The following is a 14,977-nucleotide window of genomic DNA, read 5'->3' on the forward strand; positions in this document are numbered from 1 at the left end:
GACAGTGGGAAGACTGCGTACGAGGAGGCCGGGGACGGAGGCGGACGGATGATGGGAACTCCCTCGGGCCGGGTGCGGCGGACCATCCTGGAGTGGCTCAAGGACCCGGCGGAGCACTTCCCGGCGTACCTCCGCCGAGACCTCGCCGAGACGGGCGTCACCGCGCGGGCCGTGGCCGTCAAGCTGGGCGTGCCGCGCCGGACCGCCCTCGCCCACCTCGACTTCCTCACCCGCCTCGGCCTGCTGCGCACCCGCCGCAGCTGCTGCCGCACCTACTACCGGCGCGACGAGATCCGCATCGCCGAGGTGGCCCGGATGTTCGAGAAGGGGTGGTGAGAGGCCGCCGGGCAGGACAGAGTGGCCGGGCACAGGCGGCGACCGACGGCGAAAGGGCACACCGCGCATGGACCGACCCACGGCACTCGTCCCGCTCCACTACGTCTCCCTGGGCGCCCGCGGCCCCGAGGACGTGGTGGCCGACGCGCACGGACGCGTGCTGACCGGAGCGGAGGACGGCCGGATCCTGCGCGTCCACCACCTCGGCGACCCGCGCACGGCCCGCGTGGAGGTGCTGGCCGAGACCGGCGGCCGTCCGCTCGGACTCGAACCGCTCCCGGACGGGGGCCTGCTGGTGTGCGACGCGGAGCGCGGCCTGCTGCGGGTCGATCCCGTCGATGGCGGCGCCGGCACCGTCCACGTCCTCGCGGACTCGGTGGCGGGCGAGCGGCTCCGGTTCTGCAGCAACGTCGTCGCCGTGCCGGACGGCACCGTGTACGTCACCGTCTCCAGCCGCCGCTACCCGCTGGGCCAGTGGATCGGCGACATCGTCGAACACACCGGTACCGGACGGCTGCTGCGCCTTGCGGCCGACGGCGGTGAGCCGGAAGTCCTGCTGGAGGGGCTGCAGTTCGCCAACGGGCTGGCGGTCGGCGGCGACGGCTCCTTCCTGGTGATCGCCGAGACCGGTGCCTGCCGGCTCACCCGCTACCACCTCACGGGCCCGCGCGCCGGCCACATCGAACCCTTCGCCACGCTGCCCGGTATGCCGGACAACCTCTGGCGCGAGGGCCCCGACGGCCCGCTCTGGGTCGCGCTCGCCAGTCCGCGGGTCCCGCCGCTCGACCTCCTGCACCGCACCCCGCCCGGCGTGCGCGGCGCCGCCGCCCGGGCCGCCGTCCACGCGCCCTACCGCCCGAGCGGAGCGATCGGGGTCATGGCCTTCGACGACACCGGACGCACCGTCCACCACCTGACCCGCCGCCGCTCCGGCTTCCGCATGGTCACCAGCGTCTGCGCGACCGGCGACCACCTCGTCCTCGGCAGCCTCCGCGAGCCCGGCGTCGCGGTCTGCGCCCGGCCCGCCGCCCTCTGACACGGCGGTACGCTGGTGCCGGCCGTGATCACCCGTCGGGGCAGGCCGAACAGGAGACGCACCAGCATGACAGCCCCGGAAGCCGAGAGCCTCCGTGTCCGCCCCACGCCACGGCGGCGGTCCGAGTGGCGTACCCAGACACCCGTCGTCGCCGTCGTCGCGGCCGGCGGCGCCCTGGGCGCGTGCGCCCGCTACGGGCTCACCCTGACCTGGCCCACACCGCCCGGCGGCTTCCCCTGGGCGACCTTCTGGACCAATCTCATCGGCTGCGCGGTGATCGGTGTCTTCATGGTGCTCATCACCGATGTGTGGGCCGCCCACCGACTCGTCCGCCCCTTCTTCGGCACCGGTGTGCTCGGTGGCTTCACCACCTTCTCCACCTACGCCGTCGACATCCGCAGGCTGGCCGACGCCGGCCGCCCGGGAACCGGGTTCGCCTATCTCGCCGCGACGCTGTGCGCGGCCCTCGCCGCGGTGTGGCTCGCCTCGGCCGCCGCCCGCCGGGTGCTGATCAGGAGGCAGCGATGACATCGCTCAGCGGCCGGGCCCTCAGGCTGACCGTCTACATCGGTGAGGACGACACCTGGCACCACAAGCCCCTCTACTCCGAGATCGTGCACCGCGCGCACACGGCAGGACTCGCCGGAGCGAGCGTCTTCCGGGGCATCGAGGGCTTCGGCGCCTCCTCCCGCATCCACACCTCCCGGCTGCTGTCCCTGAGCGAGGACCTGCCCGTGGCGGTCGTCGTCGTGGACACCGAGGAGCGCGTACGGGCGTTCCTGCCGCAACTCGACGAACTCGTCGACGAAGGCCTCGTGACCCTGGAGGAGTGCGAGGTCGTCCGGTACGTGGGGCGCTCCGGTGTCACGGGGGACACGGATCCGAAGGGTAAGAAGTCGTTGTGAACTGGCTGCTCGTCATCGCGGGAGCCGTCGTCGGCGCACCGCTGCGCTATCTCACCGACCGCGCCGTGCAGGCCCGGCACGACTCGGTCTTCCCCTGGGGCACCTTCGTGGTGAACGTCACCGGCTCGCTGGTCCTGGGGCTGCTCACGGGGGCCGTCTCGGCCGGAGCCGCCGGGCCCCACCTGCAGCTTCTCATCGGCACGGGGTTCTGCGGCGCGCTGACGACGTACTCGACCTTCTCCTACGAGACCCTGCGGCTGACCGAGGCCGGCTCCGGCCTCTACGCTGCCGTCAACGTCGTCGCGAGCGTGGTGGCCGGGCTCGCCGCGGCCTTCGCGGGTGTCTCGCTCGCCGGCGCCCTGTGGGCCTAGGCGCTTGCCACCCGGCCGGGCACAACAAGTACTGTCTACAGCACTGTCGACCAACTCTCCCCAGAACTGGATCCCATGAGCGCCATCTCCGTCGGTCAGGCCGTCGTCCTCGGAGTAGTCGAGGGGGTGACCGAGTTCCTCCCGGTGTCCTCCACGGGTCACCTGAAGATCGCCGAGGGGCTCATGGACATTCCCGTCGACGACAAGTCCGTCGTCGGTTTCTCGGCCGTCATCCAGGTCGGCGCCATCGCCGCCGTGCTCGTGTACTTCTTCAAGGACATCAAGCGGATCGTCTCCGCGTGGTTCCGCGGTCTGACCCACCGCGAGGAGCGTTACCACCACGACTACAAGTTCGCCTGGTGGGTGATCGCCGCCACCATCCCGATCGTGGTGGTCGGCCTCGCCGCCAAGCCGCTGATCGACGGCCCCCTCGCCTCGCTCTGGGTGGTCGCCGGCTCCCTGATCGTCGGCTCCGCCGTGATGTGGGCCGCCGACCAGATGGGCCGGCACAAGCGCGGTGAGGACGACACCTCGTTCAAGGACGCGATGTGGGTCGGCTGCTCCCAGATCCTCGCCCTGCTCTTCCCCGGCTTCTCCCGCTCCGGCGCCACCATGTCCACCGCGCTCATCCTGGACCTGGACCGTGTCGCCGCCACCCGTCTGTCGTTCTTCCTCGGCATCCCCGCCCTGACCGGCGCCGGCATCTACGAGCTCAAGGACGCCCTCGGGGCGGGCGTGGGCGCCGCGCCGCTGGCCGTCGGCACCATCGTGTCGTTCGTGGTGGCCTACGCCTCCATCGCGTGGCTGCTGAAGTTCGTCGCCAAGCACTCCTTCAACGCCTTCGTGATCTACCGCATCGTCATCGGCGTGGGCCTGCTCGGCCTGCTCGCCACGGGCACGCTCAACGCCTGAGTGAAACCCTGCTGATCACCCACGGGGTGCGGATGCCTGCATTCAGGCGCCGCACCCCGTGAATGTTTCCTTACGGGATGCCTTGACAGTCCGGGCGCGCAACCCGCAGGATCGCTCCCGTGAACCTGTCAGACAGCCAGACAGGTGGTCGGGCCCCGCGGCGCGTCAGCGCCATGGAAGCGGTCCTCGCCCACCTCCGCGGTGCCATCGAGCGCGGCGAGTACGCCATAGGCGACAAGCTCCCTTCCGAGGCCGAGCTGTGCCGCACGCTGGAGGTGTCCCGGCCCGTGCTGCGCGAGGCGCTGCGCGCCCTGCAGACGATGGGCCTGACGGTCTCCCGGACCGGCAAGGGCACCTTCGTCGTCGCGAACGCCGTCGAGGACCCCACGTTCGGCGACTACGCGGCCAGCGACCTGCTGGAGGTGCGCCGGCACATCGAGATCCCGGTCGCCGGATACGCGGCCGCACGCCGCACCCCGGAGGACCTGGACCACCTGGCCCACCTGCTCGACCGCATGGAGCGGGAGACGGACACCACCGCCTGGGTCGCGATGGACACCCTCTTCCACCTCGCCGTGGCCGAGGCCGCCCAGAACCCGGTCTTCCGCCGGGTCATCGAGGAGATCCGTGACGCACTGGCGCGTCAGTCGGCCTTCCTCAACGAGCTGGGCGGGCGCCGCGAGCAGTCCAACCGCGAGCACCGGGCGATCGTCGAGGCGCTGATCGACGGTTCCGAGCACGACGCGGTGGAGGCCATGAGCCACCATCTGGACCGCGTCGAGACGACCCTCACCGACATCGTGCGTCCCCAGCGCACGGACCTCCCCATGGAAGGCGGACCCGAGGCGTGAGCGAGCAGCACCTCAAAGACGAGACGCGCCCCTCGTCCGGCCATGTCGACGCCGGAGACGCCGGCTACAGCAAAGGCCTGAAGCACCGGCACGTCAACATGATCGCCATCGGCGGTGCCATAGGCACCGGCCTCTTCCTCGGCGCGGGCGGCCGGCTCGCCGACGCCGGACCCTCCCTGTTCATCGCGTACGCCGTCTGCGGCGTCTTCGCCTTCCTGGTCGTCCGGGCCCTCGGCGAGCTCGTGCTGTACCGCCCCTCCTCCGGGGCCTTCGTGTCCTACGCCCGGGAGTTCCTGGGCGAGAAGGGCGCCTACACCGCGGGCTGGATGTACTTCCTGAACTGGGCGACCACCGGCATCGCCGACATCACCGCGGTCGCCACGTACACGCACTACTGGGGCATGTTCTCGGACATCCCTCAATGGTTGATCGCATTGATCGCCCTGGCCGTCGTGTTGACCGTCAATCTGATCTCGGTCAAGATCTTCGGCGAACTGGAGTTCTGGTTCGCGATCGTCAAGGTCGGCGCGCTCGTGGTCTTCATGGCGATCGGCATCTTCCTGCTGGTCACCCAGCACCCGGTCGACGGTCACCACCCCGGCCCCGCTCTGATCACCGACAACGGCGGCGTCTTCCCCGACGGCCTGCTGCCCATGCTCCTGATCATCCAGGGCGTCGTCTTCGCTTACGCCTCCGTCGAGCTGGTCGGTGTCGCCGCCGGCGAGACCGAGAACCCCGAGAAGATCATGCCGAAGGCGATCAACTCGATCATGTGGCGCGTGGGCCTGTTCTACGTCGGCTCCGTCGTCCTGCTCTCGATGCTGCTGCCCTGGAACAAGTACAGCGCCGGCGAGAGCCCCTTCGTGACCGTCCTGTCGCACATCGGTGTCCCGGCGGCCGGCGGCGTGATGAACCTGGTCGTGCTGACCGCGGCCATGTCCTCGCTGAACTCCGGGCTGTACTCCACCGGCCGCATCCTGCGCTCCATGGCCATGAGCGGCTCGGCCCCGAGGTTCACCGCGAAGATGAGCCGCAGCCAGGTCCCGTACGGCGGAATCCTGCTCACCAGCGGTATGTGTGTCCTCGGCGTGGGCCTCAACTACGTCGTCCCCGCCGACGCGTTCGAGATCGTCCTCAACTTCGCGGCGATCGGCATCCTCGCGACCTGGGGCATGATCATGCTCTGTCACGTCCTCTTCTGGCGGAAGACCCGGAAGGGCGAACTGACCCGGCCGTCCTACCGGCTGCCGGGCTCCCCCTGGACCGAAATCGTGACGCTGGCGTTCCTCGCCTCCGTCCTGGTCCTCATGTACGCCGACGGCGGCGCCGGACGCACCACCGTGCTCTGTCTGCCGCTGATCGTCGCAGTGCTGGTCGCGGGCTGGTACGGCATCCGCGGCCGCATAGCGCGCATGTCCACCGGCGCCGACGCGTGACCCGCGACCCGGACCGCCCCGACCCCTCGATACAGGCAGTGATGTACAGCAGTTCCCCCGCCGACGCACCCGTCATACGCGAACCCCTCCACGCTCCCGTCGCCCACCTCGTCCGCGGCGGGGTCGTCGAGGGCATCCACTACGGCTCCGTCGTCGTCCTCGGCGCCGACGGACGGGTGCAGTTCCAGCTCGGCGACATCGAGGCCGCCTTCTACCCGCGCTCGGCCGTCAAGCCGCTGCAGGCCGTGGCCATGCTGCGGGCCGGACTGCCGCTCGACGGCGAGCTGCTGTCGCTGGCCGCCGCGAGCCACTCGGGCGAGGAACGCCACCTCGCCGGCACCCGGCGCATCCTCGGACTCGCCGGGCTCACCGAGGACGACCTGCGCAACGTCCCCGACATGCCGTTCGACCCCGCGGTCCGGGACGTCTGGGTGCGCGAGGGCCGCACGCCCTCCCGGCTCGCCCAGAACTGCTCCGGCAAGCACGCGGCCATGCTGTGGACCGCCAGGCTCAACGGCTGGTCCCTGGAGGACTACCTCGATCCCCGGCACCCGCTGCAGCAGGCGATCGAGGAGATCGTCGAGGACCTGACCGGCCAGCGGGTCGCCCGGGTCACCGTGGACGGCTGCGGCGCGCCGCTCTTCTCCATCTCCCTGCACGGGCTCGCCCGTGCCCTGTCCCGCATCGCCTCGGCCGCCCCCGGCACGCCCGAGGCGCGGGTCGCCGACGCGATGCGCTCGCACGCCGAGATGGCCTCCGGCTCGGGGCGGGACGTGGCCGCGCTGATGCGGGCCGTCCCGGGGCTGCTCGCCAAGGACGGGTTCGAGGGCGTGCAGGTCGCTGCGCTGCCGGACGGCCGTGCGATCGCCGTGAAGATCGCCGACGGGGCGAACCGGGCGCGGATTCCGGTGGCCGCGGCCGCGCTCGCGCGCGCGGGCGTGGATCCCCGGCTGCTGACCGAGTTCGCGGGGGAGCCGCTGCTCGGGGGTGGGGAGCCGGTGGGGTGTGTGCGTGCGGTGCGTGCGCTGGACCCTGTCGAGCTTCCTGCCTGCGCGTAGGGATGCGCCGCTGTCACAACGGGGACCGCGGGCCGTCGCCGGTCTGTCGGCCGTCTGTGGCCGACCGCGCAGTTCCCCGCGCCCCTGACGGGGCGCCTTCACCTCCGTACCTCAGAAAGAGGACCGTTTCCCCATGACCGCCGCCCTCACCCGCAGCGAACACGATCTGCTCGGTGACCGTGACGTGCCCGCCGACGCGTACTGGGGTGTGCACACCCTGCGCGCGACGGAGAACTTCCCCATCACGGGCACCCCGATCTCCGCCTACCCGCATCTGATCGACGCCCTGGCCGCCGTCAAGGAGGCCGCCGCTCTCGCCAACGAGGAACTCGGCCTGCTGGAGCCGGAGAAGGCGCGCGCGATCGTCGCCGCCTGCCAGGAGATCCGGGCGGGCAAGCTGCACGACCAGTTCGTCGTCGACGTCATCCAGGGCGGCGCCGGCACGTCCACGAACATGAACGCCAACGAGGTCGTGGCGAACCGCGCGCTGGAAATGCTCGGCCACGCCAAGGGCGAGTACACCCGGCTGCACCCCAACGAGCACGTCAACCTCGGCCAGTCGACCAATGACGTCTACCCGACCGCCGTCAAGGTGGCGACAGTGTTCGCGGTCCGTGGACTGCTCAAGGCGATGGCCGTCCTGCAGGACGCCTTCGCCCGCAAGGCCGTCGAGTTCCGTGAGGTGCTCAAGATGGGCCGTACCCAGTTGCAGGACGCGGTGCCGATGACGCTCGGCCAGGAGTTCTCCGCCTATGCCGTCATGATCGAGGAGGACCGCAGCCGTCTCGCCGAGGCCGTCGAGCTGATCCATGAGATCAACCTGGGCGCCACGGCGATCGGCACGGGGCTCAACGCGCCCGCCGGTTACGCCGAGGCCGCCCGCCGCCATCTGTCGGCGATCACCGGGCTGCCCCTGGTCACCGCCGCCAACCTGGTCGAGGCCACCCAGGACTGCGGTGCCTTCGTCCAGATGTCCGGCGTGCTCAAGCGGATCGCGGTCAAGCTCTCCAAGAGCTGCAACGACCTGCGGCTGCTGTCCTCCGGGCCGCGCGCAGGCCTCGGCGAGATCAACCTGCCGCCGGTCCAGGCCGGTTCGTCCATCATGCCGGGCAAGGTCAACCCGGTGATCCCCGAGGTGGTCAACCAGGTCGCCTTCGAGGTGATCGGCAACGACGTCGCCATCACCATGGCCGCCGAGGCCGGACAGCTGCAGCTCAACGCCTTCGAGCCGATCATCCTGCACTCGCTGTCGGAGTCGATCACGCACCTGCGCAGCGCCTGTCTGACGCTGGCCGAGCGGTGCGTGAACGGCATCACCGCCAACACCGAGCGGCTGCGCGCCACGGTCGAGAACTCCATCGGCCTGGTCACCGCGCTCAACCCGCACATCGGCTACACCGCCGCGACCGACATCGCCAAGGAGGCCCTCGTCACGGGCCGCGGAGTGGCCGAACTGGTGCTGGAGAAGGGCCTGCTGCCGGCCGAGCGGCTCGCCGAGCTGCTGCGCCCCGAGGTCGTCGCGGGCAGCGGGGCACCGGCCGCTTGACCTGCGGCGACGTACGGCCGATTGCGCTTCGGGACCGAGCGGGAGGCACAATGGTGATCATGACAACGACGTCGTCCCTCACCTTCCTGCCGGTCCTGGAGCGCATCGCCGAGGAGATGGAGCGCACGCCCGGCCGCGGCCGGGCCGCCGACTACATACCGGCTCTCGCCGCGCTCGATCCCCGCCGGTTCGGCATGGCCGTCGCCGAGCTGGACGGCACGGTGTACGGGGTGGGGGAGTGGCGCGAGCCGTTCTCCACGCAGTCCGTCACCAAGGTCTTCACCCTCGCCCTGGACCTGGCCCGCGAGGGGGACGAGCTCTGGGAGCACGTGGGCCGCGAGCCCTCCGGCAACCCCTTCAACTCCCTGGTCCAGCTGGAGTACGAGAACGGCATCCCGCGGAATCCTTTCATCAACGCGGGCGCCCTCGTCGTCACCGACCGCCTCCAGACCCGTACCGGGGACGCGGCCGGGGAGCTGCTGGCCTTTCTGCGCGCCGAGAGCGGCAACACCTCCCTGGACTTCGACCAGGAGGTCGCCGCCTCCGAGACCGCCCACGGCGACCGCAACGCCGCCCTCGCCCATTTCATGGCGTCCTACGGCAACATCGACAACGACGTGCCGACCCTGCTCGACCAGTACTTCCGGCAGTGTTCCATCACCGCCTCCTGCGCCGACCTGGCTCTCGCCACCGGCTTCCTCGCCCGGCACGGCATCCGCGCCGACGGCAGCCGCCTGCTCACCCGCAGCCAGGCCAAGCAGGTCAACGCGGTGATGCTGACCTGCGGGACGTACGACGCGGCCGGGAACTTCGCCTACCGCGTGGGGCTGCCCGGCAAGAGCGGGGTCGGAGGCGGGATCATCGCGGTCGTACCGGGCCGGTGCACCCTGTGCGTGTGGAGCCCGGGGCTGGACGAACGCGGCAACTCGGTGGCCGGCGTGGCGGCCCTGGACCTGTTCACGACACTGACGGGTCTGTCGGTGTTCTGAGGACGCCCCTTTCCATCGGGCGGCGCCGAGAACCTGGCGGAGCACAAGCCCCGGCGTACCCGCAGCCGGCCACCCACCCGCACTCACCAGTTACATCGTCGCCCCCACCCGGCAGGGCCACCGTCGCCTTCCGGCCATCCGGCGTTGACACGCTGCCCCAGTGTTGGCCATGGCATTCCCCGTCGATCTCCGCCGCTGCCAGTTGCTCGGGCTGGCCGGCACCGCCTCCCTCGCGCTGGGCGGTGAGACCTCCGGTGCCCTGCCCGTCCAGGACGTGCTGGCCTCCGCCTCGGTCAAGGCCGCGCTCGGCCTGGTCGGGGTGTACTTCGGTGTCGTGCTGCTCGTCGCCGCCTGGGTGCTGCTCGGCCGCCTGGTACGCGGCCCCCAGCCGCCCACCCCGCGCGCCCTGCTGCTGGTGCTCGCCGTGTGGGCGGCCCCGCTGCTGCTCGCACCGCCGCTGTTCAGCCGGGACGTCTACAGCTACCTCGCGCAGGGCGCCATGGCCGACGCCCACATGGACGTCTACGCCCAGGGGCCCGCCATGCTCGGCGGCCCGCTCGCCGACGAGGTCGCCCCGATGTGGCAGCACACCGGCGCCCCCTACGGGCCCGCCTTCCTGGCCGTGGCCTCCGCCCTGGCGGGCCTGACCCGCGGCCAGCTCCCGGCCGGCCTGCTGGGCATGCGCCTGGTCGCCCTGCTCGGCGTGGCCCTGATGGCGGCGGCGCTGCCCCGCCTGGCGCGGCACAGCGGCGCAGACCCCGCCGCCGCGCTGTGGCTCGGCGCCCTCAATCCGCTGGTCCTGCTGCACCTGGTGGCCGGTGCCCACAACGACGCCATCATGCTCGGCATGCTCGGCCTCGGGCTGGTCGCCGCGCGTGGCCGCTGGCCCGCCGTCGGGGCCGTCCTCGTCACCCTCGCCGCGCTGGTCAAGGCACCCGCGGCCCTCGGCCTGCTCGCCGTCCTGGCCCTGCAGATCCGGGCCGGCCGCCGCCCGCTGCCGGCCGTCCTGACCACGGCGGCCGCCTCCGCCCTGACCACGGTCGCCGCCACCGCCGTCGCCGGCACCGGCTACGGCTGGATCGGCGCCCTGACCACCCCCGTCTCCCCGCAGAACTGGGCCCTGACCAGCCTGGCAGGCCGCGCCACCGGCGCTCTGCTGAAACACCTCGGCAGCAGCCTGGCCCCGCTGGCCGTTCCTGCCTGGCACCTGCTCGGGCTCGCGGCCACCGCCGTCGCCGTGGCGCTGATTTGGCTCCGGCTGCGCCCGAGACCGGTGTACGCCCTCGGCCTCAGCCTGCTCACGGTCGCCGTGTTCGGCCCGGCGATCCGCCCCTGGTACGTGCTGTGGGGCCTGTTCCTCATCGCCGCCGGCGCGCCCGACACCTCGGTACGGCACCGGGTCGCGGCCCTGGCCGGCGTCCTCGCCCTCGCCGTCCTGCCGAGCGGCGGTCCGGCCGACCTCGGCCAGCTGGTACTCGCCGTCTCCGGCGGGGTGCTCGGCGTGGTCGTCCTGTGGCAGGCCCACCAGGCGGCGCAGGCCCCGGCTCCGGGACGCACGGCGTGAGCGGGCCGCTGCGACCCCGTACGGACCGCGGCCGCGTGCTGCTGGTGCTCGCCCTCGCCGTGGCCGTCACGGTCTTCACCGCCACCGTGCCGCTGCTGCGCGGCTTCTTCGACCTGCGCGTCTACTACGGCACCGTGCACACCTGGGCGCACCACGGCGGCCGGATCTACGACTACCGGGTGCCGGGCACCTCCTACGGCTTCACCTACCCGCCGTTCGCGGCGCTCGCCATGCTGCCGCTGGCCCTGCTCGACCGGACCTCGGCGATCGTGGCGTCCCTGCTGGTCAACCTGGCCGCCCTGGCGGTGGTCCTGCGAGTCCTGGCCGGGCCCGACTGGCGGCGCCACGGCTGGTACCGCTGGTCGCTGTGCCTGTGCCTGCTCGCCCTGTTCGAACCGCTGCGGGACACCTTCAGCTTCGGCCAGGTCAACCTGGCGCTGCTCGCCCTCGTCCTCGGTGACTGCCTGCTGCTGGCGACCGGCCGGGACCGCCTGGCGGGCGCCGGGATCGGGCTCGCCGCCGCCGTGAAGCTCACGCCCGCCCTGTTCATCGGCCTGCTGCTGCTCTCCGGGCGGCGCCGGGCGGCCGGCCTCGCCACGGCCGTCGCCGCCGTCGCGAGCGCGCTGGCCGCCTGGGCGGACCCCGGGGCGTCCCGGGTCTACTGGACCGAGGCGCTGTGGGACACCGGCCGGGTGGGCCGGCTCGCCTATGTGTCCAACCAGTCGCTCCAGGGCGTGCTGGCCCGCCTCGGCGAACCCAGCCGCCCGCTGTGGGCGACGGCGGTCCTGCTGACCCTGTGCGTCTGGGCGTGGCGGGCCCGCCGGGCGGTGACGGCCGGCGACTGGACGGCGGCCTTCGCGCTCACCGGGGCGGCGGCCTGCCTGGTCAGCCCCATCACCTGGGTGCACCACCTCGTGTGGCTGCTGCCGTCCTTCGCCGTACTGGTGCGCGCCGGACGCCCGCGGATCGCGAGCGCCCTGTATGCGGTGCTGTGCACGAGCGTGGTCTGGCTGTGGTACGACGACGCCTCCGGCATCGGCGGCCTCCTCGGCAGCAACACCTACACATGGATCACGCTGGGTCTGCTGCTCGGCCTGCCGACGGGTCAGTCGCGCGCGCCTCTGCGGCCCCTGGCCCGCAACGCCAGCGCCACGGCCCCCGCGCCGAGCCCCGAGAGCCCCACGACGACGGCGGTGCCCGACCAGTCCGGGTCGTCCTGCGCCGATGAGGTGGCCGCGGCCACCGGCGCGGCGGACGCCGGGGACGACTTGGCGCGCAGCCCGTCCAGCGAGCCGACCGGATCGACCCGCCCGGCCGCCGCGAAGCCCCAGTCGAGCAGTTGGCGTGCCTCCTCGTACACGGTCAGTCCGCCGCCTTCCTGAGGGTTCATCACGGTCGCCATCAGCGTGTGCCCGCCCCGGCGGGCCGCGGCCACGAGGGTGTTGCCCGCGTTGGTGGTGTAGCCGTTCTTGATGCCGATCAGCCCCGGATACGGCGCCACCCCGTCCTCGCCGGTCAGCAGCCGGTTGGTGTTCTCGATGCCGTACGACGAGCCCTCACCGGGGAACTGCGCCTGGGCGGTGGAGCAGTAGCGGGCGAAGTCGGGATTGCGCAGCCCGTCCCGGCCGAAGACCGCCAGGTCGTAGGCGGAGGACACCTGGCCGGGGGCGTCGTAGCCGTCGGGGGACACGACATGGGTGTCCAGGGCGCCGAGCGAGCGTGCCTTGGCCTGCATCCGCGTGACCGTGGCCTGCCAGCCGCCGTTCAGCGAGGCGAGCACGTGCACGGCGTCGTTGCCGGAGCTGAGGAAGACGCCGCGCCACAGGTCGGCCACGTGGTAGGAGTGTCCCTCCTCGACGCCGACCAGGCTGCTGCCCGGGCCGATGTCCGCCAGCTCCGCGTTCTGCACGGTGTGCTGCATCCCGGCGGGCAGCGTCGGCAGCACGGTGAGGGCGAACAGCGTCTTCAGGGTGCTCGCGGGCGGCAGCTTGCGGTGCGCGTCGTTCGCGGCGAGCACCTCCCCGTTGTCCGCGTCGGCCACCACCCAGGACAGCGCCGACACCTCAGGCACCTCGGGCACCCCCTGGCGCGGCCGGACCTGGGTGCCGGAGCGGTAGAGCAGGGACGGCCCGGGCATCGCCGCCCGGGGGCCTGGCGGGGCGGGCTCCCCGGCGCGGGTCTGCGCGGAGGCGGTGGCCGGCGCGAGTGCCAGCACGCCCGCCACGCACAGGGAACAAGCCGACACGGCCGCCCGATGAGAAAGGGCTGTGAACATATGATCAACGTACGAACGGGGGCGTCATCCCTCGCGCTGTCGGGGCCGTTCGGCCCAGGGGAGCAACCCGGATGCCGCACCCCGGCCGGCCGCGGGTGGTGTCAGCCGCCGGGCAGGGTGGGCCGGATCTGCCGCAGGAACGTGGCGTTGTCGGGAGTGGAGCGCAGCCGCTCCAGGAGGGTCTCCAGGCCGGACGGACCGCCCTCACGAGTGCGCAGCACCCGGCGCAGGCCGTGTGTGGCCGTCAACTCGGCCGCACTGAGCAGGAGTTCCTCGCGGCGGGTGCCGGTGGCGTCGAGGTCCACGGCGGGGAAGAGGCGGCGGGCGGCGGCTTCCCGGTCGAGCCGCAGCTCCATGTTGCCCGTGCTTTTCAGCTCCTCGAAGTAGTAGCCGTCGGCGCGGGAGCCGGTGTCCACCAGGACCGTGGCCAGGATGGTCAGCGAGCCGCCCTCCTCGGCCTGGCGGGCGGCGCCGAAGAACCGCTTGGGGCCGAGCAGCGCGCCCGCGTCGACACCGCCGCTCAGGGTGCGGCCGCCGGCGGCGGAGGCGTTGTTGTGGGCCCGGCACAGCCGGGTCAGCGAGTCCAGCAGGACGACGACGTCCTCACCGGCCTCCACCAGGCGCTTGGCCCGCTCGACGACCAGTTCGGCGAGGGCGATGTGCTCCTTGGGCGTCCGGTCGAAGGTGGAGGCGTACACCTCGCCGCGCACCGAGCGGCGCATCTCGGTGACCTCCTCGGGGCGCTCGTCCAGCAGCAGGACCATCAGCCGGCACTCGGGGTGGTTGCCGGCCACGGCGGCCGCGAGCTGCTGGAGGAGCACGGTCTTGCCGCTCTTCGGCGGAGCCACGATCAGCCCGCGCTGTCCCTTGCCGACCGGTGCGAAGAGATCCGCGACCCGGCCGGCCGGTCCGGACGCGGGGTGTTCGAGACGGATGCGGTCGTGCGGGTGGAGCGGGGTGAGGTCGCGGAAGTGGCGCCGGCCGCGCAGGCCCGCCGGTTCGCGGCCGTCGACGCGCGTGACCTCGGTGAGGGCGCGCTGGGTGCCCCGGACGCCCTCGACGAGGTCGCCCTTGCGCAGCCCGTGGCGCCGGATCAGGGCCGAAGGGACCTGCGGGTCGGCGGGGGAGGAGAGGAGGCTCGCGGCCCGCAGGTGCCCCTTCCCGTGCGCGTCGATGTCCAGAACACCGGTGACGAGCGGGGAGGCCGGTGGCTGCTGGACCACGGGAGGGTGTTCGAGTGTGATGGTCATGGCGGGAGTCCTTTCACGGACGGAAGAAGACAGGCGGGAAGGGGGAGAGGCCGCGAGCGGGAGGAGCGGACAGCTGCCTCCGGGCGGCGGGAACGGCACCTCGGGTACGGCACGGACGCCCTGGTCACGAGGTGCTGCGGAGAAGAAGCCCGGGCCGGTCGGAAGCCTCGGCCGAGGGGCTGGTGGAGAGAGAACCGCATCGGTGTCCGTACGACGGGACACGCACATGCACTGACCGCACTATACCCATGCGTTCGCCCGGGTCAACAAGAGGACGTCCGCGTCCATTCCCTCCTGAGCCCGCGTGAGCCGCCCTCCGGTTGCTGCCCGGAGACCGTCGGCGCGGGATGCCCGGCGGGGTCGAGGGGATGGCCGCACTACAGCGGGAGCGCGGATCTGCCGCTGGTCAGGACCGGCCGGATTCCGTCTGCCGTGATCACCGGCATAC

General features: G+C 72.3%; 14 protein-coding genes and 1 pseudogene. 13 read left to right on the forward strand and 2 right to left on the reverse strand.

Annotation, left to right across the window (positions count from 1 at the left end; translation table 11 throughout):
• Positions 1–48 precede the first annotated feature (48 nt).
• The 13 genes from IE244_RS22645 (at position 49) to IE244_RS43010 (ending at position 12,386) form a co-directional block, all read left to right on the forward strand.
• Positions 49–336, forward strand: a complete 288-nt coding sequence (locus IE244_RS22645; RefSeq protein ID WP_191875387.1) for a helix-turn-helix domain-containing protein — start codon at positions 49–51, stop codon at positions 334–336.
• A 67-nt stretch (positions 337–403) separates the two neighbouring features.
• Positions 404–1,372: an SMP-30/gluconolactonase/LRE family protein gene (locus IE244_RS22650; protein ID WP_191875388.1), complete on the forward strand. Its 969-nt coding sequence runs from the start codon at positions 404–406 to the stop codon at positions 1,370–1,372.
• A 66-nt stretch (positions 1,373–1,438) separates the two neighbouring features.
• Positions 1,439–1,900 carry a fluoride efflux transporter CrcB gene (gene crcB / locus IE244_RS22655; RefSeq protein WP_191875389.1) on the forward strand — a complete coding sequence of 154 codons (462 nt, stop codon included), beginning with the start codon at positions 1,439–1,441 and terminating at the stop codon, positions 1,898–1,900.
• Positions 1,897–2,277 (forward strand): DUF190 domain-containing protein, encoded by a 381-nt coding sequence (locus tag IE244_RS22660; RefSeq protein ID WP_191875390.1) that lies wholly within the window; start codon positions 1,897–1,899, stop codon positions 2,275–2,277. The genes crcB (IE244_RS22655) and IE244_RS22660 overlap by 4 nt, the downstream gene beginning before the upstream one ends.
• On the forward strand, positions 2,274–2,648 hold the full coding sequence (gene crcB / locus IE244_RS22665) for a fluoride efflux transporter CrcB (protein WP_031162892.1): 375 nt from the start codon (positions 2,274–2,276) through the stop codon (positions 2,646–2,648). Before IE244_RS22660 ends, crcB (IE244_RS22665) begins: the two co-directional genes overlap by 4 nt.
• A 75-nt stretch (positions 2,649–2,723) precedes the next feature.
• Positions 2,724–3,560 (forward strand): undecaprenyl-diphosphate phosphatase, encoded by an 837-nt coding sequence (locus tag IE244_RS22670; RefSeq protein ID WP_191875391.1) that lies wholly within the window; start codon positions 2,724–2,726, stop codon positions 3,558–3,560.
• A 173-nt stretch (positions 3,561–3,733) separates the two neighbouring features.
• Positions 3,734–4,411, forward strand: coding sequence for a FadR/GntR family transcriptional regulator (locus tag IE244_RS22675; RefSeq protein ID WP_191875571.1), 678 nt, complete (start codon positions 3,734–3,736; stop codon positions 4,409–4,411).
• Positions 4,408–5,847, forward strand: coding sequence for an amino acid permease (locus IE244_RS22680; protein WP_191875392.1), 1,440 nt, complete (start codon positions 4,408–4,410; stop codon positions 5,845–5,847). Before IE244_RS22675 ends, IE244_RS22680 begins: the two co-directional genes overlap by 4 nt.
• A 41-nt stretch (positions 5,848–5,888) precedes the next feature.
• Positions 5,889–6,905: an asparaginase gene (locus IE244_RS22685; protein ID WP_191875393.1), complete on the forward strand. Its 1,017-nt coding sequence runs from the start codon at positions 5,889–5,891 to the stop codon at positions 6,903–6,905.
• Positions 6,906–7,038: 133 nt separating this feature from the next.
• A complete protein-coding gene (gene aspA / locus IE244_RS22690) occupies positions 7,039–8,451 on the forward strand; it encodes an aspartate ammonia-lyase (RefSeq protein WP_191875394.1) in 1,413 nt (470 codons plus the stop codon).
• A gap of 50 nt (positions 8,452–8,501) precedes the next feature.
• Complete coding sequence (locus IE244_RS22695; protein WP_031162873.1) at positions 8,502–9,440, forward strand: glutaminase; 939 nt, start codon at positions 8,502–8,504, stop codon at positions 9,438–9,440.
• Positions 9,441–9,609: 169 nt separating this feature from the next.
• On the forward strand, positions 9,610–11,004 hold the full coding sequence (mptB, locus tag IE244_RS22700; RefSeq protein WP_191875395.1) for a polyprenol phosphomannose-dependent alpha 1,6 mannosyltransferase MptB: 1,395 nt from the start codon (positions 9,610–9,612) through the stop codon (positions 11,002–11,004).
• Entirely contained in the window at positions 11,001–12,386 is a 1,386-nt protein-coding gene (locus IE244_RS43010; protein ID WP_373305767.1) for a glycosyltransferase family 87 protein, read from the forward strand. Before mptB ends, IE244_RS43010 begins: the two co-directional genes overlap by 4 nt.
• A 59-nt stretch (positions 12,387–12,445) precedes the next feature.
• Here IE244_RS43010 and IE244_RS22710 read toward each other — a convergent pair.
• Positions 12,446–13,279, reverse strand: a pseudogene (locus tag IE244_RS22710) (D-alanyl-D-alanine carboxypeptidase family protein); the annotation flags it as partial.
• A gap of 101 nt (positions 13,280–13,380) precedes the next feature.
• Positions 13,381–14,529, reverse strand: a complete 1,149-nt coding sequence (gene rho, locus IE244_RS22715; protein ID WP_229854284.1) for a transcription termination factor Rho — start codon at positions 14,527–14,529, stop codon at positions 13,381–13,383.
• Positions 14,530–14,977 lie beyond the last annotated feature (448 nt).

Source organism: Streptomyces filipinensis, assembly GCF_014649495.1.
GTDB classification, from domain to species: domain Bacteria; phylum Actinomycetota; class Actinomycetes; order Streptomycetales; family Streptomycetaceae; genus Streptomyces; species Streptomyces filipinensis.

Coding starts and splice junctions, on each gene's coding strand:
- rho (WP_229854284.1), bottom strand. CDS start 14,529: ATGACCATCACACTCGAACACCCTCCCGTGGTCCAGCAGCCACCGGCC.
- mptB (WP_191875395.1), top strand. CDS start 9,610: ATGGCATTCCCCGTCGATCTCCGCCGCTGCCAGTTGCTCGGGCTGGCC.
- IE244_RS22645 (WP_191875387.1), top strand. CDS start 49: ATGATGGGAACTCCCTCGGGCCGGGTGCGGCGGACCATCCTGGAGTGG.
- IE244_RS22695 (WP_031162873.1), top strand. CDS start 8,502: ATGGTGATCATGACAACGACGTCGTCCCTCACCTTCCTGCCGGTCCTG.
- IE244_RS22660 (WP_191875390.1), top strand. CDS start 1,897: ATGACATCGCTCAGCGGCCGGGCCCTCAGGCTGACCGTCTACATCGGT.
- crcB (WP_191875389.1), top strand. CDS start 1,439: ATGACAGCCCCGGAAGCCGAGAGCCTCCGTGTCCGCCCCACGCCACGG.
- IE244_RS22675 (WP_191875571.1), top strand. CDS start 3,734: ATGGAAGCGGTCCTCGCCCACCTCCGCGGTGCCATCGAGCGCGGCGAG.
- IE244_RS22650 (WP_191875388.1), top strand. CDS start 404: ATGGACCGACCCACGGCACTCGTCCCGCTCCACTACGTCTCCCTGGGC.
- aspA (WP_191875394.1), top strand. CDS start 7,039: ATGACCGCCGCCCTCACCCGCAGCGAACACGATCTGCTCGGTGACCGT.
- IE244_RS22670 (WP_191875391.1), top strand. CDS start 2,724: ATGAGCGCCATCTCCGTCGGTCAGGCCGTCGTCCTCGGAGTAGTCGAG.
- IE244_RS22685 (WP_191875393.1), top strand. CDS start 5,889: ATGTACAGCAGTTCCCCCGCCGACGCACCCGTCATACGCGAACCCCTC.